This is a genomic window from Achromobacter pulmonis, assembly GCF_021733725.1.
Taxonomy (GTDB): domain Bacteria; phylum Pseudomonadota; class Gammaproteobacteria; order Burkholderiales; family Burkholderiaceae_B; genus Achromobacter; species Achromobacter pulmonis.
This window is the reverse complement of record NZ_JAIFOT010000001.1, coordinates 2,325,174-2,348,895: the sequence shown is the minus strand read 5'-3', so window position 1 is coordinate 2,348,895 and position 23,722 is coordinate 2,325,174. Positions and strand designations below refer to the sequence as shown.

24 protein-coding genes are annotated in these 23,722 nt (G+C 67.7%); 19 read left to right on the top strand and 5 right to left on the bottom strand.

Annotated features, from left to right (window positions below; translation table 11 throughout):
* Window positions 1-62 precede the first annotated feature (62 nt).
* Window positions 63-611 carry a GNAT family N-acetyltransferase gene (locus K2W61_RS10840; RefSeq protein ID WP_175135886.1) on the top strand — a complete coding sequence of 183 codons (549 nt, stop codon included), beginning with the start codon at window positions 63-65 and terminating at the stop codon, window positions 609-611.
* Window positions 608-1,789 (top strand): MFS transporter, encoded by a 1,182-nt coding sequence (locus tag K2W61_RS10835; protein WP_175135887.1) that lies wholly within the window; start codon window positions 608-610, stop codon window positions 1,787-1,789. The genes K2W61_RS10840 and K2W61_RS10835 overlap by 4 nt, the downstream gene beginning before the upstream one ends.
* Here the strand turns inward: K2W61_RS10835 and K2W61_RS10830 are convergent.
* Window positions 1,767-3,380, bottom strand: coding sequence for an EAL domain-containing protein (locus tag K2W61_RS10830; RefSeq protein WP_236755583.1), 1,614 nt, complete (start codon window positions 3,378-3,380; stop codon window positions 1,767-1,769). The genes K2W61_RS10835 and K2W61_RS10830 overlap by 23 nt on opposite strands.
* A gap of 336 nt (window positions 3,381-3,716) precedes the next feature.
* Window positions 3,717-4,430 (bottom strand): 7-cyano-7-deazaguanine synthase QueC, encoded by a 714-nt coding sequence (gene queC, locus K2W61_RS10825; RefSeq protein WP_175132740.1) that lies wholly within the window; start codon window positions 4,428-4,430, stop codon window positions 3,717-3,719.
* 173 nt (window positions 4,431-4,603) lie between these two features.
* Here queC and ppc point away from each other — a divergent pair, with 173 nt between their 5' ends.
* From ppc to K2W61_RS10805, 4 genes are all read left to right on the top strand, one after another.
* Window positions 4,604-7,450, top strand: coding sequence for a phosphoenolpyruvate carboxylase (gene ppc / locus K2W61_RS10820; RefSeq protein WP_175132741.1), 2,847 nt, complete (start codon window positions 4,604-4,606; stop codon window positions 7,448-7,450).
* A 306-nt stretch (window positions 7,451-7,756) separates the two neighbouring features.
* On the top strand, window positions 7,757-8,692 hold the full coding sequence (locus K2W61_RS10815; RefSeq protein WP_175132742.1) for a 3-hydroxyacyl-CoA dehydrogenase family protein: 936 nt from the start codon (window positions 7,757-7,759) through the stop codon (window positions 8,690-8,692).
* A 182-nt stretch (window positions 8,693-8,874) separates the two neighbouring features.
* A complete protein-coding gene (locus K2W61_RS10810; RefSeq protein WP_175132743.1) occupies window positions 8,875-10,215 on the top strand; it encodes a short-chain fatty acid transporter in 1,341 nt (446 codons plus the stop codon).
* Between the two features lie 158 nt (window positions 10,216-10,373).
* A complete protein-coding gene (locus K2W61_RS10805) occupies window positions 10,374-11,102 on the top strand; it encodes an SDR family NAD(P)-dependent oxidoreductase (RefSeq protein WP_236755582.1) in 729 nt (242 codons plus the stop codon).
* A gap of 50 nt (window positions 11,103-11,152) precedes the next feature.
* Here K2W61_RS10805 and K2W61_RS10800 read toward each other — a convergent pair whose 3' ends face one another.
* Entirely contained in the window at window positions 11,153-11,935 is a 783-nt protein-coding gene (locus K2W61_RS10800) for an IclR family transcriptional regulator (protein ID WP_175132745.1), read from the bottom strand.
* Between the two features lie 169 nt (window positions 11,936-12,104).
* Here K2W61_RS10800 and K2W61_RS10795 point away from each other — a divergent pair, with 169 nt between their 5' ends.
* From K2W61_RS10795 to pcaD, 5 genes are read left to right on the top strand one after another with little or no spacing between them, the layout of a single operon-like run.
* The gene (locus tag K2W61_RS10795) at window positions 12,105-12,794 is read left to right on the top strand and encodes a 3-oxoacid CoA-transferase subunit A (RefSeq protein WP_006390038.1); all 690 of its coding nucleotides are present in this window, start codon (window positions 12,105-12,107) and stop codon (window positions 12,792-12,794) included.
* Window positions 12,791-13,435: a 3-oxoacid CoA-transferase subunit B gene (locus K2W61_RS10790; protein ID WP_175132746.1), complete on the top strand. Its 645-nt coding sequence runs from the start codon at window positions 12,791-12,793 to the stop codon at window positions 13,433-13,435. The genes K2W61_RS10795 and K2W61_RS10790 overlap by 4 nt, the downstream gene beginning before the upstream one ends.
* A gap of 53 nt (window positions 13,436-13,488) precedes the next feature.
* Window positions 13,489-13,764, top strand: coding sequence for a muconolactone Delta-isomerase (gene catC / locus K2W61_RS10785; RefSeq protein ID WP_054429400.1), 276 nt, complete (start codon window positions 13,489-13,491; stop codon window positions 13,762-13,764).
* 12 nt (window positions 13,765-13,776) lie between these two features.
* Window positions 13,777-14,073: a YciI family protein gene (locus tag K2W61_RS10780; RefSeq protein ID WP_175132747.1), complete on the top strand. Its 297-nt coding sequence runs from the start codon at window positions 13,777-13,779 to the stop codon at window positions 14,071-14,073.
* A 55-nt stretch (window positions 14,074-14,128) separates the two neighbouring features.
* Window positions 14,129-14,908 (top strand): 3-oxoadipate enol-lactonase, encoded by a 780-nt coding sequence (gene pcaD, locus K2W61_RS10775; protein ID WP_175132748.1) that lies wholly within the window; start codon window positions 14,129-14,131, stop codon window positions 14,906-14,908.
* 150 nt (window positions 14,909-15,058) lie between these two features.
* Here pcaD and K2W61_RS10770 read toward each other — a convergent pair whose 3' ends face one another.
* Window positions 15,059-15,391: a PsiF family protein gene (locus K2W61_RS10770; protein WP_175132749.1), complete on the bottom strand. Its 333-nt coding sequence runs from the start codon at window positions 15,389-15,391 to the stop codon at window positions 15,059-15,061.
* 386 nt (window positions 15,392-15,777) lie between these two features.
* On the opposite strand from K2W61_RS10770, the gene K2W61_RS10765 reads away from it, so the two are divergent.
* Complete coding sequence (locus tag K2W61_RS10765; protein WP_175132750.1) at window positions 15,778-16,113, top strand: FxLYD domain-containing protein; 336 nt, start codon at window positions 15,778-15,780, stop codon at window positions 16,111-16,113.
* A 164-nt stretch (window positions 16,114-16,277) separates the two neighbouring features.
* The gene (locus K2W61_RS10760; RefSeq protein ID WP_175141250.1) at window positions 16,278-16,928 is read left to right on the top strand and encodes a carbonic anhydrase; all 651 of its coding nucleotides are present in this window, start codon (window positions 16,278-16,280) and stop codon (window positions 16,926-16,928) included.
* A gap of 237 nt (window positions 16,929-17,165) precedes the next feature.
* Here K2W61_RS10760 and K2W61_RS10755 read toward each other — a convergent pair whose 3' ends face one another.
* Window positions 17,166-17,822: a GntR family transcriptional regulator gene (locus K2W61_RS10755; protein WP_236755581.1), complete on the bottom strand. Its 657-nt coding sequence runs from the start codon at window positions 17,820-17,822 to the stop codon at window positions 17,166-17,168.
* A 226-nt stretch (window positions 17,823-18,048) separates the two neighbouring features.
* Here K2W61_RS10755 and K2W61_RS10750 point away from each other — a divergent pair, with 226 nt between their 5' ends.
* From K2W61_RS10750 to K2W61_RS10725, 6 genes are all read left to right on the top strand, one after another.
* Window positions 18,049-18,840, top strand: a complete 792-nt coding sequence (locus tag K2W61_RS10750; RefSeq protein ID WP_175141251.1) for an SDR family NAD(P)-dependent oxidoreductase — start codon at window positions 18,049-18,051, stop codon at window positions 18,838-18,840.
* A gap of 79 nt (window positions 18,841-18,919) precedes the next feature.
* Complete coding sequence (locus tag K2W61_RS10745) at window positions 18,920-20,131, top strand: ABC transporter substrate-binding protein (RefSeq protein ID WP_236755580.1); 1,212 nt, start codon at window positions 18,920-18,922, stop codon at window positions 20,129-20,131.
* Window positions 20,132-20,353: 222 nt separating this feature from the next.
* Window positions 20,354-21,256, top strand: coding sequence for a branched-chain amino acid ABC transporter permease (locus tag K2W61_RS10740; RefSeq protein WP_175132755.1), 903 nt, complete (start codon window positions 20,354-20,356; stop codon window positions 21,254-21,256).
* Entirely contained in the window at window positions 21,253-22,248 is a 996-nt protein-coding gene (locus K2W61_RS10735; RefSeq protein ID WP_236755579.1) for a branched-chain amino acid ABC transporter permease, read from the top strand. The genes K2W61_RS10740 and K2W61_RS10735 overlap by 4 nt, the downstream gene beginning before the upstream one ends.
* Window positions 22,245-23,009, top strand: a complete 765-nt coding sequence (locus K2W61_RS10730; RefSeq protein WP_236755578.1) for an ABC transporter ATP-binding protein — start codon at window positions 22,245-22,247, stop codon at window positions 23,007-23,009. Before K2W61_RS10735 ends, K2W61_RS10730 begins: the two co-directional genes overlap by 4 nt.
* Window positions 23,002-23,721, top strand: a complete 720-nt coding sequence (locus tag K2W61_RS10725; RefSeq protein WP_175141254.1) for an ABC transporter ATP-binding protein — start codon at window positions 23,002-23,004, stop codon at window positions 23,719-23,721. Before K2W61_RS10730 ends, K2W61_RS10725 begins: the two co-directional genes overlap by 8 nt.
* The last annotated feature ends 1 nt before the right edge of the window (window position 23,722 follow it).

Here is a 23,722-nt window from a genome sequence, read left to right as displayed (position 1 = left end):
CTTGCGCCACACTGGCGGCTGGTTTTTTTCACCCATCCTGACGCTCCGACCGCGAACCCGCCATGCCGCAACCCGCCGCCCCCACCCTCCTGATCCGCGACAGCGCGGATGCCGATCTGCCCGCCATCAAGGCCATCTACGCGCACCACGTGCAGCACGGCACCGCGTCGTTCGAACTGGAACCGCCGTCGATCCAGGAAATGCGCCAGCGGCGCGCCAGCGTGCTGGAAAAGGACATGCCCTACCTGGTGGCCGAGATCAACGGCGAGGTCGTGGGCTATGCCTACGTCACGCCCTATCGCCCGCGCCCCGCCTACCGCCACACGGTCGAGGATTCGGTCTACGTCAAGGCCGGCCGCGCCGGCCTGGGCATCGGCGGCAGGCTGCTGGCCATGCTGGTCGAACGCTGCACCGCGGCCGGCTGGCGCCAGATGCTGGCGGTGGTGGGAGACAGCCGCAACGCCGCGTCGCTGGCGGTGCACGCACGCCAGGGCTTTCACCCGGTCGGCACGCTGCGCTCGGTGGGCCACAAGCATGGCGAATGGCGCGACACGGTGCTGATGCAGCGCGCCTTGGGCGAAGGCGACAGCACGCCGCCGCAACGCCCATGATCCCGCCGCGCGCGGTGGTCTGCCTGGGGCTGACGCAACTGGTCGGCTGGGGCGTGACCTTCTACCTGATCGGCGCGCTGGGGCCCGACATGGCCGCCGACCTGGGCTGGGACCCGGCCACCATCTACGGCGGCTTCTCCTGCGCCATCGTGGTCATGGCGCTGGTGTCGCCGCTGGCCGGCCGCGCGGTCGACCAATGGGGCGGACACCGTGTCATGCCGGTCGGCGCGACGCTGGCGGCCGCCGCCTGCGCCGCGCTGGCCGCCGCGCATGGCCTGGCCGCCTATTTCGCCGCCTGGATGCTGCTGGGCGTGGGCATGCGGCTGTGCCTGTATGACGCGGCGTTCGCCGCGCTGGCGCGCGCCGCCGGCCCGGCAGCACGCCGGCCGATGTCGCAGATCACCCTGTTCGGCGGCCTCGCTTCGACCGTCATGTGGCCGGTGGGCCACGCGCTGTCGGACTGGCTCGGCTGGCGCGGCGCGGTGCTGGCCTATGGCGCGCTGGCGCTGGCGACCGTGCCCCTGTACCTGGCGCTGCCGCGCGCCCGCTACGCCGCGCCGGTCCCGGCCGCCGGCCAGGCTGGCGCCGGCCTGGCACGCAACGCCTCCGAACGGCGTCTGGCCAGCCTGCTGTACGCGTCAATCGCCATGCTCACCAACTTCCTGGCGGCCGGCAACGCCGCCCACCTGATCCCGCTGCTGTCTGGCCTGGGCCTGGCCAAGGCGCTGGCGGTCAACGTCGCCGCGCTGTGGGGCGTGGGCCAGTTCGCCTCGCGATTGGCCGACGTCGCGCTGGGCTCGCGCCTGCATCCGCTGACCCTGACGCTGGCCGTGTCCGCCCTGCTGCCGCTGGGCTTCGTGCTGGCGCTGCTGTCTGGCGGCCACCTCCTGGCCCTGGCCGCCTACGCGCTGCTGTATGGCGCCTGCAACGGCCTGCTGACCATCACGCGTGGCACGCTGCCGCTGGCGCTGTTCGACTTGCGCGGCTATGGCGCGATGGTCGGCGTCCTGCTGATCCCCAGCTTCCTGCTGACCGCCGCCGCGCCGCTGGCCTATGCCTGGGTGGTCGGGCGGCACGGGGCGCAGGCCGCGATGGGGCTGTCGGCCGGCCTGGCCACGCTCATCCTGGCCGCGGCGCTGGCGTTGCGGTGGCGCTTTATTGCCCGGACGCGGAACTGAGCGGCGCGCCGCCGTCGCGCAGCGCCGCGGCCGGCGCCGGGCGCCCGCGAGGCCGCGCCACGCCGGCGCGGCGCCAGCGCTGCTCGGCCAGGGCCGCGGCCAGCTCATCGGCCGTGCCGGGCCGGAAGAACAGGAAGCCTTGCAGCAGGTCGCAGCCGGCTTCGCGCGCGGCGCGGCAATGCGCCTCGGTCTCGATGCCCCCGCCCACAGTGGTGATGTCCAGGTCCCGCGCCAGCCGGCAGATCGACGCCAGCACCTTCTGCGCCTCCGCCTGCCGCGCGGCGCTCCAGATGATCGACTTGTCCAGCTTCAGGCCCGCCAGGGGCAGCGTCGACAGCCACTCGAGGTTGTTGTAGCCCTTGCCGAAATCATCGAGCCACACCTGTATGCCGCGGCTGGTGAAGGCTTCCAGCATCGACCGGATGTCGGCGGACCCGGCGTGCAGCGCCGCCTCTTCGGTCAGCTCGATGCGGATATCGCCGTACGCCAGGCCGCAAGCGGCGATGTCGCGCAGGATCGCGCCGACGAAATCGCGGCGGGCAAAGCTCTGCGGCGAGATCTTGATGTTCACCGCCAGCCCTGAGCCGTGCGCCGCCTGCCGCCAGCGCGTCTGGTCACGGGCAATGGTGTGCAGGCCCCAACTGATCAGGGCCTGCGCCGCCTCCGGGGCGCAGGTTTCGCGTAGCAGGCCATCGATGCCCATGGTTTCGCCGCCGGCCGCGCGCCAGCGCAACAGGGCTTCGGCGCCGACGATCTCCAGATCCGTGGCGGTGACGATGGGTTGGTAATGGAACTGCAGCCGGTCGCCCTGGATCGCGGCCAGCAGCGGCGACACGGCGCCCTCCTTGCGGGCGGCTGGGGTTTCCTGGGCCTCGCCGTCCTGGGACAGCGCGGCCGAGAACGCATAGCCCTTGCCGCGCAGGCTGCGGATCGGGATGGCCATGCCGGCGGCGGCGCCCTTGCGCTTGAGGCGGCTGATGACCAGGTCCAGCGCGCGGCCGTTGCCGGCGATGTCCAGGCTGGCGACGGCAAAATCCGCGCGGCGGATGAGCCGCTCGGGGTGATCATGCATGCCCTTGAGCACCGCGCGCTCCATGGGCGTGAGGGTGATGCCCTGGCCGCCCGGCGACACCAGCGTCCATTCGTTCTCGCACAGCCGCCAGCTTTGTTCCGCCACGGGCGCGCCGGCGACCACGTCCGGCCGGCGCGGCGCGGACGCCGCGGGGGGCTGGCACAAGGTCAGTTTGCGCTGCGCCGACTGGATCGCCGCCGCCACCTCGCTGTAGCTGATGTTGGCGCCGTAGCAGCTGTCGGCGCCGGCCAGCAGCGCATTGATCCGCACCGCCGGGCTTTCGATATGGCGGATGGCGATGATGGTCGAATGGGCGAAACGCGCGCGCAATTGGCCGATCGTGATGTCCAGGTCCCGTGGCAGGCACAGGTGCACCTGGATTTCCCCAGCGTGACGCGCCGGCGCCGGTTCCTGGAGCGATACGGGATTCAGAACGAAGCCGATCTGCTGGAGCGAATCGGAAATGCCCTGCTTGGCGAATTCATTGTCGAAAATAAGGATAATGCGCGACCGATTCATGATGATTGAGCCCTGGAGAAAAACGCTTTCCATCGAACGGTATTGAAATGTTTTTTTGCATCTCCATACCTTGAACAGGGTCGCAAAAAAAAAGCGCTCAACCCCCTGTGTTGCCGCGCAAAGTCAAAAATAATTGAATTTCACTCATTATTAAATGAGTGGAATTCAATATATCGAAATAAAACTCACCGGTTGGTGAAACGTAGCGACACGCGCGCCGCTACGGTCCGCGCGGATTCTGACGCCATTGCGGCGTCAGTCGGCAACGCGTCCCGGCGGGCCGCCTGGCACATCCCGGCACGGGGATTCGTTGTTATTGCCTGGCCGGCGGACGGCTCAGGCTTCGCCCTGCGCCTGCCACTTGTCCCAGCCGGCCCGGCGCAGCTTGCAGGCAGGGCACTCGCCGCAGCCATAGCCCCAGGCATGGCGCGCGCCGCGCTCACCCAGGTAACAGGTGTGGCTTTCCTCGACGATGGTCTCGACCAGCGCGTCGCCGCCCAGTTGCCGGGCCAGCGCCCAGGTTTCGGACTTGTCGATCCACATCAGCGGCGTCTCGATGGTGACGCGGCTGCCCAGGCCCAGGCCCAGCGCCACCTGCTGCGCCTTGATGGTGTCGTCGCGGCAATCGGGGTAGCCCGAGAAATCGGTTTCGCACATGCCGCCCACCAGCACGTCCAGCTGGCGCCGGTAGCCCAAGGCGGCCGCCAGCGTCAGGAACAGCAGGTTGCGGCCGGGCACGAAGGTGTTGGGCAGGCCGTTGGCCTGCATCTCGATGGCGCGGTCGCTGGTCATGGCGGTGTCGCCCACCTGTCCCAGCACCTTCAGGTCCAGCAGATGGTCTTCGCCCAGGCGCGGCGCCCATTGCGGAAAGCGCGCGCGGATCTCGCGCAGCACGTTCAGGCGCGCGTCCAGTTCGATGCGGTGGCGCTGGCCGTAATCGAACGCCACGGTTTCCACATGGGCATAGCGCTCCAGCGCCCAGGCCAGGCAGGTGGTGGAATCCTGGCCGCCCGAAAACAGCACGAGCGCGCGACGTTGGTGATTCAGCATAAAAGGGGGCTTCTGCAAAGACAAAGGGATAGGCCAGACTTTACCGCAGCCAGCGGCCTGGCCCGTAAGGAAGCCTGCGTAAAATCGATGCTGTTCTCGTTCACGGTTTACCCCGCAGTGCGCATCACCTGACCCTTCCTCTTTCTCCAGCAGCCCGACGGATCCCCCGCCCGATGAATGCCAGCCGCCCGCAGTCCGACTCCGCAGAACCCTTGCGTCACGATATCCGGCTGTTAGGCCGGTTGCTTGGCGAAGTCATCGCCGAATGCGAAGGCAGACGGGTTTTCGACACCATCGAAACCCTGCGCCGCACCGCCGTCAAATTCCGCCGCGAAGGCAACAAGGCCGATGGCAAGCTGCTGGAACAGCGCGTCAAGCTCCTGCAGGGCAGCGACCCGAACTCGGTGGCGCGCGCCTTCAGCTATTTCCTGCATCTGTCCAACATCGCCGAGGACCGCGACCAGAACCGCAGCCAGCGGGCCCGCGCCCTGGCCGGCGACGCGCCCGCGCGCGGCAGCCTGCGCGATGCCGTGCAGACCCTGGGCCGCCACGGCGTGACGCCGGCGCGCATCCGCCGCCTGCTGGCCGAAGCCTGCGTCATGCCGGTGCTGACCGCCCATCCCACCGAAGTGCAGCGCAAGAGCACACTCGACCTGCACCGTGAAATCGCCGCCGCACTGGCGCAGCGCGACCAGCCACTGACGCCGGAAGAGCTGGCCGAACTCGACGCCGCCTTGCTCGGCCGCGTGGCCACGCTGTGGCAGACCCGCATGCTGCGCTACACCCGCCTGACGGTGGCCGACGAAATCGAGAACGCGCTCTCGTACTACCGCAGCACCTTCCTGCAGGTCATCCCGCGCGTCTACGGCGACCTGTCCAAGCTGCTCAACCGCGATGCCAAGCCGTTCGGCGCCCCGCCGCCGCCGCTGGAACCTTTCCTGCGCATGGGCAGCTGGATCGGCGGCGACCGCGACGGCAATCCCAATGTCGACGCCGGCACGCTGGAACGCGCCCTGCTGCGCCAGGCCACCGTGCTGTTCGAGCACTACCTGCAGGAAGTGCACGCGCTCGGCGCCGAGCTGTCCATCACCACGCTGCTGATCGCGGTCGATCCGGCGCTGCAGGCACTGGCCGAGCGCAGCGGCGACGACTCGCCGCATCGCAGCGACGAGCCCTACCGGCGCGCGCTGGTCGGCGTCTATGCGCGCCTGGCCGCCACCGCGCTGCGCCTGACCGGCCAGAACCTGGCGCGCCGCAGCACCGTCGCCGCGCAGCCCTACGACACGCCACAGGAATTGTCGGCCGACCTGGCCGTCATCGCCGCCTCGCTGGCCGCGCACCACGGCGCGCCCGTCGCCCGGCTGCGGCTGGCCGGGTTGCAGCAGGCCGTCGAAGTGTTCGGCTTTCACCTCGCCACGGTCGACCTGCGCCAGAGTTCCGACGTGCACGAACGCGCGCTGGCCGAACTGTTCAGCCGCGCCGGCGCCACCCACGACGGCCGGCCGCTCGATTACCTGGCGCTGGACGAAGACGCGCGGGTGGCGCTGCTGCGCGCCGAGCTGGCGCAGGCGCGGCCGCTGGCCTCGCCCTGGATCGCCTACAGCGAAGACACCACGCGCGAACTGGCGGTGCTGCGCGCCGCCGCCGCCGGCCGCCAGCGCTACGGCAAACAGGCGGTGCGCCAGACCATCGTCTCGCACACGGAAACCCTCAGCGACCTGCTCGAAGTGATGGTGCTGCAAAAGGAAGCGGGCCTGACCGCCCCTCCCGGCCAGGACATCCTGCCCGAGGATGGCCTGATGGTGGTGCCGCTGTTCGAGACCATCCCCGATCTGCAGCGCGGCGCCGGCATCATGGCCGCCTGGCTCGACCTGCCCGAGATCCGCGAGCGCGTGAAGCGCGCCCAGAACGGCGCCCAGGAAGTCATGCTGGGCTATTCCGACAGCAACAAGGATGGCGGCTTCCTGACGTCCAACTGGTCGCTGTACCAGGCCGAGCGCGCGCTGGTCGACGTGTTCTCCAGCCGCCACGTGCGCCTGCGCCTGTTCCACGGCCGTGGCGGCTCGGTGGGCCGCGGCGGCGGTTCCAGCTTCGATGCGATCCTGGCCCAGCCGCCGGGCACCGTGGCCGGCCAGATCCGCCTGACCGAACAGGGCGAGGTCATCCAGAGCAAGTACAAGGACGCCGAGGTCGGCCGCTGGCACCTCGAACTGCTGGTCGCCGCCGCCCTCGAATCGAGCCTGGCGCCGCGCGCCGCGGCCACCAGCGCCGAAGACGCGCACATGGCCCAGCACGGCCCGGCCATGTCGTTCATGTCGGAGGCCGCGCAGCGCAGCTACCGCGGCCTGGTCTATGACACGCCGCGCTTCGCCGAATACTTCTTCGCGGCCACCCCCATCGCCGAGATCGCCGGGCTGAACATCGGCTCGCGCCCGGCCTCGCGCAAGAAGGGCCAGCGCATCGAAGACCTGCGCGCCATCCCGTGGGGCTTTTCCTGGGCCCAATGCCGCCTGATGCTGACCGGCTGGTACGGCATGGGCTCGGCCATCGAGGCCTACCTGGAAACCGGCGCGCCGGGGGCGCCGCGCTCGCGGCGCGCCCGCCTGGCCCAGCTGCGCGAAATGGCGCAGGACTGGCCGGCCTTCCGCACCCTGCTGTCGAACATGGAGATGGTGCTGGCCAAGTCCGACCTGGCCATCGCCGCGCGCTATGCGCAACTGGTGCCGCAACGCGCGCTGCGCGAGAAGATCTTCGGCATGATCAGCGCCGAACACGCCCGCACCCTGGCCATGCTGAAACTGCTGACGCGGCGCGAACTGCTGGCCGACAATCCCGCGCTGCAAGCCTCGCTGCGCGAGCGTTTCGCCTATATCGACCCGCTCAACTACCTGCAGGTCGAACTGATCCGCCGCCACCGCGCGGCGCAGAAGTCGGCCGGCGGCGACGGCGACGAACGCGTGCAGCGCGCCATCCACCTGACCATCAACGGCATCGCGGCCGGGCTGCGCAACTCGGGGTGAAGATTGAAGGCCGGCAGGGGCGGGCGCGATGCCCGTCCCTGCCGGCCTGGTGCCCCGCCGCCGGCGCGTCACGCGCCATTACGTCCACCAGACGAACATCTCAAATCGCGTATTTGTCCGCTCCCGGCAACTTTTAGTACTATCTTCGCCAGAAATTCTATATACGCACAAATGTTCGTATATAGAACACAACGATTTTTCTGGCCCGCGCACAGGAAGACACCGACGGAAGAGACAGATCGCAGCTCCCTGGTTCCGCCCGTGCCCTTCTGCCGCACCGGCCTGTAAGGCTGCAAGCGAACCCTCATGGATACTCCCCTCAAGCATCTGGCCGTCATCGGCGCCGGCGCCATGGGCAGCGGCATCGCCGCGCTCTTCGCGTCGAAGGGATTGGACGTAGTCCTGGTCGATCCCATGGACGGCGCGCTGGATCGCGCCCGCGCGGTCATCGAGCGCCAATTGAATGTCTACGCCCCCGGCCAGATCGACGCCGTGATGCAACGCATCCGCATGGCGCCCGGCCTGGACGCGGCCGCCGCCTGTGATCTGGTGATCGAGGCGGTGCCGGAGAACCTGGAACTCAAGCGCGGCCTGTTCGCTCAGCTCGACACGCTGTGCCAGCCCGAAGCGATCTTCGCCACCAACACCTCGGGCCTGTCGATCAACGCCATCGCCAGCGCCGTGGCGCGCCGCGACCGTTTCGTCGGCACGCATTTCTTCACCCCCGCCGACGTCATCCCGCTGGTGGAAGTGGTGCGCAACGACGCCACCTCGGAAGAGACCGTGGCGCGCGTCATGGCCACCTTGCGGCAGGGCGGAAAGCGCCCCGTGCTGGTGCGCCAGGACATCCCCGGCTTCATCGCCAACCGCATCCAGCACGCCCTGGCGCGCGAGGCGATCTCGCTGCTGGAAAAGGGCGTGGCCAGCGCCGAGGACATCGATGAAGTGGTCAAGTGGAGCCTGGGCATCCGCCTGGCGCTGTCCGGACCGCTGGAGCAGCGCGACATGAACGGCATCGACGTCCACTACGCCATCGCCAGCTATCTCTACAAAGATCTGGAAAACCGCACCGAGCCGTCCGAGCTGCTGAAAAGCAAGGTCGAAAACGGCCAGCTCGGCGCCAAGAGCGGCCAGGGCTTCTATGCCTGGAGCCCCGAGCGCCGCGAACAGGTGCTGCGCGAAAAGAGCGCGGCGCTCGGCGAGTTGGCCGCGTGGCTCAACGCCAAGGCCGGCGACTCCTGACGCGGCGACCACTGCACCGAATACCTACACCATAAGGCGCGCGGCGACCCGCCCGACGCGCCAGCGGGCCACCGGCCCAACCACGCAAAGAAACCGACCGTCCCGCCACCGCGCCCCCACCCGGCGCGCCACGGCGCAAGACACCAGAGCAATAGGCCTTACCGGAGTTCGTTGGAGGCACCATGAATAAATTGGCATCTTTTTTCACTGAGCTGATGCGCAAGTATCTGCCCGATCCCTTTGTCTTCGCGATCGCGCTGACCTTGCTCACCGTGCTGCTGGCCATGGGCATCGAAGGCCAGAGCATCGGCGACGTGACCCGCGCCTGGGGCAAGGGCTTCTGGAGCCTGCTGGCCTTCACCACCCAGATGGCCGTGATCCTGGCCATGGGCTACGTGCTGGCCACCGCGCCGCTGACCGACCGCCTGCTCAACCGCATCGTCAGCCATGTGCACAAGCCGCACACCGCCATCATCGTCGCCACCCTGGTCGGCGGCATCGGCAGCTACCTGAACTGGGGCTTCGGCCTGGTCATCGGCGGCATCGTCGCCAAGAAGCTGGCGCTCAAGGTCAAGGGCGTGCACTACCCGCTGATCATCGCCGCGGCCTACAGCGGCTTCACCATGTACGGCCTGGGCCTGTCGGCCAGCATCCCGGTGCTGGTGGCCACCCCCGGCCACCCGACCGCCAAGCAGATGGGCACCATTCCGCTGACGGAAACCATTTTCTCGGTGCCGATGCTGATCACCAGCCTGGTGATCATCGTGACGCTGCCGCTGCTGAACGCCTGGCTGCATCCGAAAAAGGGCGAGAAGATCGTCGAAGTGGACCCGGCCATCGACCGCGACACCCACGCCGCCGGCGGCGCCGACGACCTGCTGGAAAAAGGCACGCTGGCCTCCAAGCTCAACAACAGCCGCCTCCTGAGCCTGCTGATCGGCGCGCTGGGCGTGGCCTATGTCGTCTTCCATTTCATGGATGGCGGCTCGCTCGACCTGAACCTGATCAACTTCATCATCCTGTTCCTGGGCATCATCCTGCTGGGCACGCCGGCCGCTTACGTGGCCAAGCTGACCGAAGGCATCAAGACCATCTCCGGCATCATCCTGCAATACCCGTTCTACGCCGGCATCATGGCCATCATGGCCGCCTCGGGCCTGGTGACGTCGATCTCCAAGGTGTTCGTCGACGTGGCCACGCCGGCCACGCTGCCGTTCTGGGGGCTGATCAGCTCGTTCGTCATCAACTTCTTCGCGCCCTCGGCCGGCGGCCACTGGGTCATCCAGGGGCCGTTCATGATCGACGCCGCCCGCGAGATCGGCAGCGCGCTCAACCAGACCACCATGGCCGTGATGCTGGGCAACGCCTGGAACGACCTGGTGCAGCCGTTCTGGATTCTGCCGGCGCTGGCGCTGTCCAAGCTCAAGCTGCGCGACGTGATGGGTTATACGGTCATCATGATGCTGTGGGTCGGCGTGATCCACATCACCGCCGTCCTCGCTTGGGGCTATTTGACCCATTGAGAGGGCCCCCCGTACGCGCTGCGCCCGCCCCCCAGGGGGCGACACCTGCAAGACCGGCAGCGCCGGATCTGGCGGTGTCCTCGCTGGGGAGGCAGATGGAATGGTGAAAGGCGGTGTTCTTGAGAATGTCGCGATTGAGAATTGAATTGGGAGCTGAGATGAGCAAACCTACCGCGTATCTGGTGACCGGCGGCAGCGCCGGGATCGGCGCCGCCATCATCCGCATGCTGCTGGATGCCGGGCACAAAGTGGTCAACATCGACTACCGCCTGCCCAAGCACCCGCCGGCCGGACTGGTGTCGTACCAGGCCGACCTGACCGACGAGGCGCGCACCAGGGAAGTGGCCGCCGAAGTGACCGCCGCCTACGACATCGTCGGCCTGGTCAACAATGCCGGCGCCACCCGTCCGGGCACCGCCGACACCGCCACGCTGGCCGACCTGGACTACGTGGTCAACCTGCACCTGCGCACCGCGCTGATCCTGGTGCAGGCCGCGCTGCCGGCGATGCGCGCGGCCGGCTTCGGCCGCATCGTCAACATGTCGTCACGGGCGGCGCTGGGCAAACCGGAGCGCGTGGTCTATTCGGCCACCAAGGCCGGCCTGGTCGGCCTGACGCGCACGCTGGCGATGGAACTGGGCGGCGACGGCATCACCGTCAACGCCATCGGCCCCGGCCCCATCGCCACCGATCTGTTCACCAAGAGCAATCCGGCCGGCGCGCCGCAGACCGAACGCATCATCAACAGCATCGTGGTCAAGCGCCTGGGCACGCCCGAGGACGTGGCGCGCGCCGCCATGTTCTTTCTGTCGCCCGACAACGGCTTCGTCACCGGCCAGATGCTGTATGTCTGCGGCGGCACGACGCTGGGCGTCGCCCCGATCTGAGGCCCGCCGCCATGTCCGCCCGCTTGGTCGCCCCCACCCGCCCGCGCCGCCTAACGGCGCAACAGCGCGTGGTTGATCTGGTCGGCGGCGTGGCGCAGCGGCGGCAGGAAGGCCGCCAGCATTTCCTCGCGCGTAAAGCGGTTGGCATGGCCGCTGACGTTCATCGCGGCGATCACGCGGCCGCTGCGATCGACGATCGGCACCGCCACGGATTGCAGGCCGGGTTCCAGTTCCTGCGCCACGCAGGCGTAGCCGTCGGCGCGCACGCCGGCCAGGATGGCCTTGAGCGCGGCGATATCGGTAACGGTGTCCTTGGTGTAGGCCCGGATCTGGCTCATCGCCAGCGCCCGGTCCAGTTCGGCCGCGGGCAATCCGGCCAGCAGCACCCGGCCCATCGACGTCACCCAGGCCGGCAGGCGGCTGCCCACCGCCAGGTTGATGGTCATGACCTTGTGGGTCGACAGCCGCAGGATGTAGACGATGTCGGGGCCTTCCAGCACCGACACCGAGCACGACTCGCGCGTCTGCTCGGCCACTTCTTCCATGTAGGGCAGCGCCAGGTTCCACAACGGCGTGCCCGACAGGTAGGCGTAGCCCAGTTCGAGGATGCGCGGGGTCAGCGCGAACTTGCGGTCCTCGACCGTGACGTAGCCCAGGTGTTCCAGCGTCAGCAGGATGCGGCGCGCGCCGGCGCGGGTCAGCCCGGTCACGGCCGCCACCTCGGACAGCGTCATCTGGGAACGTTCCGGGCCGAACGCCCGGATCACGGACAGGCCGCGCGCAAAAGATTGAACGTAGCTGTCGCTGGGTTGCTGGGTTGCTTGCTCGGCCATCCGTCTACCGCGAGAAAAAACGTTGCCGCTGCCGGCAACCCTGAACGGGGGGGATCGCACCGCGCCGGCTTGCCTTGACGGTCGACCATCCCCATGAAACGATGTTCTTCAGAAGAACGAAAGTTCTAATTAAGAACAAATTATGACACGCCACCTATGAGCGAACACCATGATTTCTAAGCTTGTTGCAAGCGCGGCGGCCGCCCTCGCCGACGTCCCCGACGGCGCCACCGTCATGATCGGCGGCTTCGGCACCGCCGGCCAGCCCATGGAACTGATCGACGCCCTGCTCGAACAAGGCGCCAAGGACCTGGTCATCATCAACAACAACGCCGGCAACGGCACCACCGGCCTGGCCGCCCTGCTGGGCGCCAACCGCGTGCGCAAGATCATCTGCTCGTTCCCGCGCCAGGTGGACTCGCAGATCTTCGACGGCCTGTACCGCAGCGGCAAGATCGAACTCGAACTGGTGCCGCAGGGCAACCTGGCCGAGCGCATCCGCGCCGCCGGCGCCGGCATCGGCGCCTTCTACTCGCCCACCGGCTACGGCACCCCGCTGGCCGACGGCAAGGAAACCCGCGAGATCAACGGCCGCCAGTACGTGCTGGAATATCCGCTGCACGCCGACTACGCGCTCATCAAGGCCGAGCGCGGCGACCGCTGGGGCAACCTGGTGTACCGCAAGACCGCGCGCAACTTCGGCCCCATCATGGCCAGCGCCGCGCGCGTGGCCGTGGCCCAGGTGCGTGAAGTCGTCGAACTGGGCGCCCTCGATCCGGAAACCGTCGTCACCCCCGGCATCTTCGTGCAGCGCGTCGTGCAGATCGACGCCGCCCAGGCCGCCAAGGAGCAGCAATGAGCACCAAACTGACCCGCGACCAGATCGCCGCCCGCGTCGCCCAGGACATTCCTGAAGGCGCCTACGTCAATCTCGGCATCGGCCTGCCGACGCTGGTGGCCAACCACCTGCCGGCCGACCGCGAAGTCATCCTGCACACCGAGAACGGCATGCTGGGCATGGGCCCGGCGCCGGCCAAGGGCGAGGAAGACTACGACCTGATCAACGCCGGCAAGCAGCCCGTCACCGAGCTGCCCGGTTGCTCGTTCTTCCACCATGCCGACTCGTTCGCGATGATGCGCGGCGGCCACCTGGACATCTGCGTGCTGGGCGCCTTCCAAGTGTCGCAGCACGGCGACCTGGCCAACTGGCACACCGGCGCGCCCGACGCCATCCCCGCCGTCGGCGGCGCGATGGACCTGGCCATCGGCGCCAAGGACGTCTTCGTCATGATGGAACTGCAGACCCGCGAAGGCCAGAGCAAGCTGGTCGACGCCTGCACCTACCCGCTGACCGGCGTGCGCTGCGTGTCGCGCGTGTACACCGACGTCGCGGTGTTCGACATCCGCGCCGACGGCGTCACGGTGATCGACATGTTCGGCGACATCACCGCCGACGAGCTGCTGCGCCTGACCGGCCTGCCGCTGAAGTTTTCCAACTGATCCTTCCCCCGCGCCCCGGCCGTGCCGGGGCCGATTTCCTGGAGACACCCATCATGTTGTTCATGGTTCAAATGCAGGTCAATCTGCCCGTCGATATGCCGGCTGCGCAAGCCGACAAGCTCAAGGCCGACGAAAAGGCCCTGGCGCAGCAACTGCAACGCGACGGCAAGTGGAAGAGCCTGTGGCGCGTCGTCGGCCGCTACGCCAACGTCAGCATCTTCGACGTGCAGGACAACGACGAACTGCACACGCTGCTGTCGTCGCTGCCGCTGTTCCCCTACATGGACATCCAGGTGACGGCGCTGGCGCGCCATCCCTCGGCCATCTGAACGGAGCCGCCCATGCCCTACATCATCGAGACCTTCGACAAGCCGGACCACCAGGCCGTGCGCCAGCAGCATCGCGCCGCGCACCTCGAATACCTGGACGCCAACAAGCACCTGCTGCTGGCCTGCGGCGCCAAGCTGCAGGATGACGGCACGGACCTGGGCGGCGGCCTGTACATCGTCGACCTGGACACGCGCGAGGCCGCGCAGCAGTTCATCGACGCCGACCCCTTCGCCCAGGCGCAGCTGTTCCAGCGCGTGACCATCACGCGCTGGCGCAAGGCCTACGTCGACGGCACCTGCCACCTGTAATCGCCACGCGGCCGCCCGCGGGCGGCCGCGCCTTCATTCCCCGAGGATTTCCCGCATGTCTTACGCCGATCTCAGCCAGGCACGGCTGTACTACGTCATCGATGGCCCCGCCGACGCGCCGGTGCTGGTGCTCTCCAATTCGCTGGGCACCTGCGCCGACATGTGGGCGCGCCAGATTCCCGAACTGAGCAAGCACTTTCGCGTGCTGCGCTACGACACCCGCGGCCACGGCAAATCCTCGATCCCCGACGGCGAATACAGTTTCGCGCAGCTAGGCAACGACGTCGCCGAACTGCTGGCGCACCTGGGCATCGAACGCGCGCACTTCTGCGGCCTGTCGATGGGCGGCCCCACCGGCCTGTGGCTGGCGCTGAACCGCCCCGAACTGATCGGCAAACTGATCCTGTGCAACACCGCCGCGCGCATCGGCTCGGCCGAAGGCTGGAGCGCCCGCATCGCCGCCGTGGCCGAACAGACGCTGGAAAAAATGGCGCCCACCCTGGTCGAACGCTGGCTCACCGACGGCTACCGCGCCGCCGAGCCGGGCCTGGCGCAAGTGCTGGTGGACATGCTGCGCCGCACCTCGGACGCCGGCTACTCGGGCAACTGCGCCGCGCTGCGCGACGCCGATTTCCGCGAGCAGGTGTCGGCCATCAAGGCCCCGACGCTGGTCATCGGCGGCACCCACGACCTGGCCGCCACGCCCGCGCAGGGCCAGGAACTGGCCGGCGCCATCCCGGGCGCGCGCTACCTCGAACTGAACACCTCCCACATCTCCAACTGGGAACAACCGGAAGCCTTCACCCGCGCGGTGCTCGACTTCCTCACGCAATAGGCCATGCAGCGCGGCCGATGAGCGGCCCGCCGCTGCGCCTGCCGCGCGCGATCGGCTCGCCGGTCACGCCGATCGCCACGGCGTGACCAGCGGCGCAAACAAAAGCGCCGGTCCGAATGCACGGCCGGCGCTTTTCGCATGAGGCGGTATTCAGCCTTTCAGACAGGTGCTCATGAAGGTCTTGCGCTTGTCGCCGGTCAGCTTCTGCTCGCTGGCCTTGGCGTTGCAGTCCTTCATCTTCTGCTGCTGCGGCGTCAATTGCTTGGCGGGCGGCGGCGCCTCGCCCTTGAGACAGGCGCTCATGTACGCCTTGCGCTCGTCACCCTTCTTGCCTTCGGCCGACTTGTTGCAGTCGGCCATGCGTTGCTGCTGCGCGGTCGGTTTCTTGGCCGGCGCGGGCGCGGAGGTCTGGGCGTTGACGGCGCCAAAGCAACAGGCGGACAACACGATGGCCGAGGCCAATTGGCTGGTACGGGAAAGCATGAGTTCCTCCCTTGAGCGCCCATGGACGCCATCCTGGCGCGCAACCGGGCCGCAAGATCCACCGGCCACATTGCCGGCGTGGTCATCATCGAACAAAGCCGGGCACGACGCAAGCGTCGAAAAGACAATAAATGCCAACGCCGGCGCGCCAGGGGCAGCCAGGCGCCAGCCCCCCGCCAACCCCCACAAATTGGAGACATTCCGACGCATTTGTGGCATCCGCGGAAGAATCTGCGGCTATCCCCTGCAACCTGTTACCCATTCATCCATTTGAGCCGTTGTGCGGCGGGCGGGAAAGGTGTGAGATAGGCACATGTCCCCGGACACGCGGCCCACAGAGGCCGCGACGCGGACAACCCGGTACCCGGGTCCCACAGGAGACCGCCATGAGAACCGCTCTTGCCTCCCTTGCACTGCTGGCCGGCCTGACTGGCGCGGCCGGTGCGCAGAGCCTGTACGGCATCACGCTGGGCAACATCCAGGCCATCCGCGACACCAACGAAAACCTGTCGACCATCACCGGCTCGCTCGCCAACCAATCGATGCGCGCCGTCAACTACGTCATGCTCACCTTTGTCCTCTACGACGAACAGGGCCGCGAAGTCGGCCGCGTGCGCGACGACGACATCGGCCCGCTGGCGCCGGGCCAGATCAAGACGATCCGCGCCATCACGCCACTGCGATTCGCCAAAGTCACCGCCCTGGACATTCGCGCCCGGTGACCAAAAAACCCTTATCTGGATAGGGTTTAGTCAAGCGGGCGGCCGCCCAATTGTGGGAAAATTCGGCAGCCGACTCGACAAAAGGGGCTTCCACACGAAGCCCCTTGTTGCGTCCGCCGGCACGCCGGCATGCCCGGCCTCGTTACCAAGGAAGTGAAAAGATCATGTTTCCCAAAAGACTCACCGAAGGCTATCAATCCTTTCTCGCCGGCCGCTTCCATTCCGAACGCAGCCGCTACGAAAAACTGGCCGAAACTGGGCAAAGCCCGGAAATCCTGATCATCGGCTGTTGCGACTCGCGCGTCTCGCCCGAAGCCATCTTCGACGCCGGCCCCGGCGAGATGTTCGTGGTGCGCAACGTCGCCAACCTGGTCCCGCCCTGTGATCCCGATTCCGAATCCTCGTACCACGGCACCAGCGCCGCCATCGAGTTCGCGGTCAACGGCCTGAACGTCAAGCACATCGTCGTCCTCGGCCACGCCTCCTGCGGCGGCATCCGCGCCTTCTTCGACGACGCCAAGCCGCTCACCAAGGGCGACTTCATCGGCAAGTGGATGTCCCAGATCGCCCCCGTCGCCGACGAACTCGGCCCCGGCGGCGACGACCGCGCCGCCGACCTCAAACGCCTCGAACTCGCCGTCATCGGCCACAGCCTGAACAACCTGATGACCTTCCCCTCCATCCGCCGCCGCGTCGAAAACGGCGACCTGGAGCTGCACGGCACCTACTTCGGCGTCGCCACCGGCGTCCTGTTCCTGCGCGACCCCGCCACCGGCGAATTCAGCCCCTGCCTGGATACCGGCCTGCCCGGCTGATCGCTCCGCGAACGCGGCGGCCCGGCCAGCGCGCAGCGCCACCGCCCCGACGCCAGCCCCCCAAACGCCAAGCAGCCAGCCCGCCCCAACGGCCGCCGTTAAGTCTCATCGCGAGCGGGTGACGGGGCCGGCGGGGGATGGCGGGGCGTGTAGATGCGCCCGAGGGAATCTGAAGGAACAGCCGTCACCCGCGCCTAAAGAACCCAACAGCCCCGCCCACAGCGACAACAATCCCCCTCAAACCCGATAGGCCTGCGCCAACCTCTCGTAATTCCCCTTGAGAATGATCCCCGCGTAGTAGACATGCTCGCGCATCAGATCCTCGGCCCGCGCCCCATCCCGCGCAATGATGGCATTGACGATCCGGTGATGATCGTCATGCGACCGCAGGATGATCCCGTGATCTTCCCAAAGGATGATCCGATCCGACGCATAAGGAATCGCCTGCGCCTGCGTCGCGAACCGTTTCACCCACGGATTGCCCGCCGCCTCCAGGATGCCGTTGTGCAGCGTGATGTTGACCTGCTGGTAAGGCAGATGATCCTCCGCCAGCAACACCCCCTTGCCGAGAATCCGATCGCCTTCGTCCAGGCAATTCTTCAGCACCGCCACCGCGTCGTTCGATAGTCCGCGCAGCGCCGCCTGCCGGCAGGCCAGCCCCTCCAGCGCCGCGCGCACCTCATAGGCCGCCACGATCTCCGCCAGGTCATAGGCCCGCACCGTATAGCCGCGCTTGGGCAAATGCTCCAGCAGCCCTTCATTGCCCAGCGTCGCCAGGGCCGCCCGCACCGGCGTGCGCGACACCCCCAGCTTCTCGGCCAACGGGATTTCCTCCAGGCGGGCGCCCGGGCTGAATTTGCCATGCAGCACCCAGTCCCGCAGCGTATCGGTCACGTGTTGAGATAGCGTATCCATGCCCGCATTGTATACATGAAGAATACATGCGATACCGCTCCTTACCACCCCGCTAGGGCTTTCCCCAATGAGAACAATCAAAGCCAGCGCACCACTACGGGAAAGCCCCTATACCTGCACCATGCTCATGTATACATAATCGCCAAAAATTCAGATCGACGGACGCCTGCTCCAAGGCAGGCGAATCCGTGCAACAGGAGACAGCATGTCCAATGTATCCACGCCGGCCGCGGGCCCGGCCGCGCGGCTCGCGCTCGTCACCGGCGGCGGCGGCGGCATCGGCGCCACCATCTGCCAGGAGCTGGCCCGCGCCGGCTATCGCGTGGTGGTCTCCGACCTGGACGCCCGCCGCGCCGCCCGCGTGGCCGACGAACTGGGCCCGCCGCACAGCGCCCACGCCTTCGACGTCAGCGACGAAAACGCCGTCGAAACCGCGTTCGACCAGATCGAACAGGCCCACGGCCCCATCGCCGTGCTGGTCAGCGCCGCCGGCCTGCTGCTGTTCCAGCCCAACGGCGAACGCCCGCTGATCAAGGACACCCCGCTCGACATCTGGGAACGCAGCTTCGCCGTCAACGCACGCGGCGTGTTCCTGTGCGGCCGCGCCTACCTGCGCCGGCGCGAAGCCGCGCCGCTGCGGCATGGCCGCATCGTCACCTTCACCTCGGTCGCCGCGCAGTTGGGCGGCTACCGCTCCAGCGCCTCCTACATCGCCGCCAAGTCGGCCGTGCTGGGTCTGACCAAGGCCATGGCGCGCGAGTCCGCGCACCTGGGCGTCACCGTCAACGGCATCGCGCCCGGCCTGATCGACACCGACATGCTGCGCAGCACCGTCACCAGCAGCGGCGCGCTCGCGGCCGCCGCGCAGGCGATTCCGCTGGGGCGCATCGGCACCGTGGACGACGTGGCCGCCGCCGTGCGTTTCCTGGCCTCGGAAGAAGCGGGCTACATCACCGGCAGCGTCATCGACGTCAACGGCGGCTACCGCATGCAGTGAACCCAATCCGGCGGCTCCGCCGCCCTCGCAGCAACGCGCCATGGATAAAGGCGCGCACACATAAAACGGGAGACAAACCATGAAGCACCTTCGCCGCCATGCGGCTGCCGCGCTATGCGCCCTCGCCCTGGGCGCCTCCGCCCAGGCCCAGCAGGAACCCGGCATCACCGACAAGACCATCAGGATCGGCCTGTTCGCCCCGCTCTCGGGCAGCGGCATGGCCTATGGCTTCGACGTGCTCAACGCTGCCAAGATGTGGTACGCCAAGGTCAACAAGGAAGGCGGCATCAACGGCCGCCAGATCGAACTGGTGATCGAGGACGACCGCTGCAACGCCAACGACCTGGTGGCCGCGGTCAAGAAGCTGACCGAGCAGGACAAGGTGTTCCTGCTGAACGGCGGCTCATGCTCGGCCGCCGTCGTGGCCGCGCGCGAATACGTCGAGCGCGAGAAGGTGCCGCTGGTCATGCTCAACGCCTCCGGCGACGGCGCGCTGTACCCGCCGTCCAAGTACATCTACGGCGCCTTCTCGATCTCGCAACACGCCGTGGGCGGCTCGATGGTGCAGTTCGCCGCCGAGCACCTCAAGGGCAAGAAGATCGGCTACATCAATCACGACGACGCCTACGGCGGCTGGAACCTGGAGGCCGCCCAGGCCCAGGCCAAGCACCTGGGCGGCGTGAGCCTGCAGGTGCAGTCGGTCAATCCCAACATCACCGACGTTACCGCGCCGATGCTGAAGATCCGCGCCGGCAACCCCGACGTGCTGCTGCTGACCACCTACGCGCGGCCCGCCGCGCTGATCATCAAGAAGGCGCAGGAACTGGGCTGGAACAAGCCCATCGTGCTGGCCGTCAACGGCACCGCCGACCTGAAGCAACTGGTCGAGAACGTCGGCAACAAGGACGCCTTCAAGAACGTCTACATCCAGGAAGTATTGAGCGACATGCCTGGCGGCGCCAAGCTGAGCTGGGTCTACGACATGTACAAACAGGCCTATCCGGACCTGGCCGCCAAGCCCGGCCATCCGCAGACCTATATGCCCTACGGGCTGCCGTCGGCGATGGCGGTGGCCAACGCGCTCAAGGCCGCCGGCCCGCAGCCCACCCGCGAGAAGGTGCTGGCCGCGCTGGAGACCATGAAGTTCGATTCCGGCGTCATGGCCGGCCCGATCGAATTCGGCCCGAACGACCGCGCCGCGCAGGAGTCGGCCATCTACATCAAGTTCGACGGCAGCAACATGTCGCTCGTGCCGGGCGCCTTCAAGAGCGTCTGGCAGTACCAACCGTAACCGCCGCCACAGGCAGTGTGCTGTCCCGTAGATACGTGCGCATGACGAAATTCATCCATTGGCGTCAGGGCTAGGCGCAAACCGCAGTGCTACCCGTAGGTAGCGCGAGGATTTGCAACGACGCCATGGCGTCAAGGGGTGGATTTCGTGCGGGCGTATCTGCGGGACAGCACACCCGGTCCGCGCCGCGGCGCAGCGCCGCGCGGACCGCCGGAGACCATCATGAGCTTTGCCGATATCTGGTTGTTCCTGCAGCAGGGGGTGCTGTCGGGACTGGTGACGGGCAGCGTGTACGCGCTGCTGGCGGTCGCCGTCGTCATTATCTTCAAGACCACCGACGTGCCCAATTTCGCCCAGGGCGAGATCTTCATGGTCGGGGGCTACATCGCCCTGTTCCTGACCCTGGTGATGGGCTGGCCCTACCTGGTGGTCATTCCGGTGACGCTGGCCCTGGTGGCCGTGGTCTCCGGCCTGTTCCAGCGCGTGGTGATGGAGCGCGTCATCGCCTCCAAGGGCGTGGGCGTGCAGATGGTGATCGCCACGCTGGGCCTGGCCTACGCCCTGAAGGGGCTGGTGCGCCAGAGCGGGCTGGGCGACACGCCGCGCTCGCTGCCGCCGCTCGCCCCCACCGACGCCATCCTCATCGGCGACGCGGTGCTGACACAGCTGGACCTGGTGATCTTCGCCGTGGCCGTGGCCGTGATGCTGCTGCTGTACGCGATGTTCACCCATACCCGCGTGGGCAAGGCCATGCGCGCCGTCGGCATGAACCCCAAGGCCGCGCGCCTGGTGGGCGTGAACCTGACGCGCATCCGCATGATGGTGTGGGCGCTGTCCGGGCTGATCTCGGCCGTGGCCGCGCTGCTCATCACGCCCAAGATCCTGATCACGCCGGACATCGGCCACATCGCCATCCTGGCCTACGCGGCCGCCATCGTCGGCGGCATCACCAGCCTGCCCGGCGCGGTGGTCGGCGGCTTCGTGATCGGCGTGGCCGAGAACCTGGTGGGCCTGTTCATTTCGACCAACGCCATCGTCGTGGCGCCCTTCGTCGCCATCATGGTGGTGCTGCTGCTGCGCCCGCAAGGCCTGCTGGGCGGCAAACTGCAGGTGAAAAAAGTATGAAATCCAAGACCGACCGCGCCGTGCTGGCGCTGATGGCCGTGGTGCTGGCGGCCCTGCCGTTCATGGCCAGCGGCTACGTGATCTATGTCGTCAACCTGCTGATGGTGTTCGTGGTGCTGGCCCTGGGCCTGCATATCGTCATCGGCGAGACCGGGCAGTTCGCGCTGTCGCACGCCGCGTTCTACGGCGTCGGCATCTATACCGCCGGGCTGATCAACAACCTGTGGCATCCGCCCTTCTTCGTCTCGATCGTGGCGGGTGGACTGCTGGCCGCGCTGCTCGGCTACGTCATCGGCGCCCTGGCGCTGCGCATGCGCGACATCTACCTGGCGCTGTCGACCTTTGCCTTCGGCGAGGCAATGCAATGGGTGTTCCTGAACTGGCAGTCGGTGACCAACGGCTCGAACGGTTTTCGCATCTCGCCGGCCACGCTGTTCGGCTATGAACTGGTGTCCGACATCAAGGCCTACCCCTTCGTGGTCGCGATCGCCGCGCTGCTGCTGTGGACCACCGTGGCGCTGTCGCGCTCGCAGCTGGGCTCGGCCTTTCGCGCCGTGCGCGAGAGCGACGTGGCGGCGCAAGCCATGGGCGTGAACGTCAATGCCATCAAGCGCACCGCCTTCACGCTGTCGGCCGCCTACGCCGGCATCGCCGGCGGCATGTACACCACCTTCGCCTCGTTCATCCACCCGGAAAGCCTGGGCTTCCAGACCACCATCCTGATCCTGACCATGGTGGTGGTGGGCGGCATCGGCTCGGTGCGCGGCGCCATCGCCGGCGCGATCGGCTTCGGCCTGATCTCGGAACTGCTGCGCCAGGCGCTGTCGTTCCAGGAAATCATCTACGGCGTGATTCTGATGGGCTTCATGATGTTCGCGCCCAAGGGCCTGTTCGCCGGCCGCGAGGCCCGCCGCCGCGCGCCGCCCCCGGCCGCGCCGTTGCCCGCGCGCCAGGACGCCGCCGCCAAACCGACGCAAAGGAGCGCCGCATGAGCGCCCACCCCTATCTCGACGTCCAGGACCTGACGGTGAAGTTCGGCGGCCTGACCGCCATCAACGGCCTGTCGATGCAGGTCGAGCGCGGCCGCATCCATGCGCTGATCGGCCCCAACGGCGCCGGCAAGTCCACCACCTTCAACTGCGTCTCGCGCTACTACCGGCCGACCCAGGGCCGCATCGTTTTCGACGGCGTCGACATCACGAAAAAGAAGCCGCACGAGATGGCCGCGCTGGGCGTGGCCCGCACCTTCCAGAACCTGGAGCTGTTCAGCGCCCTGAGCGTGCGCGAGAACGCCTTGCTGGGCACCTATGCCAACGGCGCCAACACGGCCGCGCGCCTGCTGCGCCCGGCCAATGCCGAGGCGCGCGAGCGCGTCGAACACCTGCTGGAGCGCGTCGGCCTGGCCGACTTCCTCGACACACCGGCGTGCAGCCTGGACTTCGGCCGCCAGAAGATGCTGGAGCTGGCGCGCGCCCTGGCCATCTCGCCCAAACTGCTGTTGCTGGACGAGCCCGCCGCCGGCCTGCGCAACCGAGAAATCGAGACGCTCGACCGCATCCTGACCGAACTGTGCCAGCGTGACGGCATCACGGTGCTGCTGGTCGAACACGTGATGCAGCTGGTGATGTCGATCTCGGATCGCATCACCGTCATGTCGTTCGGCGAGAAGATCGCCGAAGGCACGCCCGCGGAGGTGCGCAGCAACCCCCGCGTCATCGAAGCCTATCTGGGCAAGGGAGCCGCCGGTGGCTGAAAACCTGCTTGAAGTCGAATCGGTCAGCGCCGCCTACGGCAACATCCGCGCCCTGCAGGATGTCTCGCTGACAGTGCCGCAAGGCGCCATCGTCGCGTTGCTGGGCGCCAACGGCGCCGGCAAGTCCACCACGCTCAACGTGATCTCGCGGCTGGTGACGCCCACCGCCGGCAGCGTGCGCTTTGCCGGCGAGGCCATCCACCGCCAGTCCGCCGACGCCATCGTCGGCCGCGGCATCGTGCAAGTGCCCGAAGGCCGCGAGATCTTCCGTGAAATGAGCGTGCGCGAGAACCTGGAGATGGGCGCCTACCTGCGCCAGGACCGCCAGGCGGTCAAGACCGACCTGGACATGGTCTGCGACACCTTCCCGCGCCTGCGCGAGCGCTTCGAACAGAAGGCCGCCACGCTCTCGGGCGGCGAGCAGCAGATGCTGGCCACCGGGCGCGCCATGATGGCGCGCCCGCGCATGATCCTGCTGGATGAACCGTCCATGGGCCTGTCGCCGCTGGTGGTGGAACAGATCTTCGACATCGTGCTGCGCCTGAACCGCGAGCAAGGCATCACCATCCTGCTGGTGGAACAGAACGTGAAGCTGGCGCTGTCCGTGTCCAGCTACGCCTACATCCTGGAGAACGGCGAGATCGCGCTGGAAGGCGCATCGGCCGCGCTGGCCAGCGACGCAGGCGTGCAGCGCGCCTACCTGGGCGGCTAGG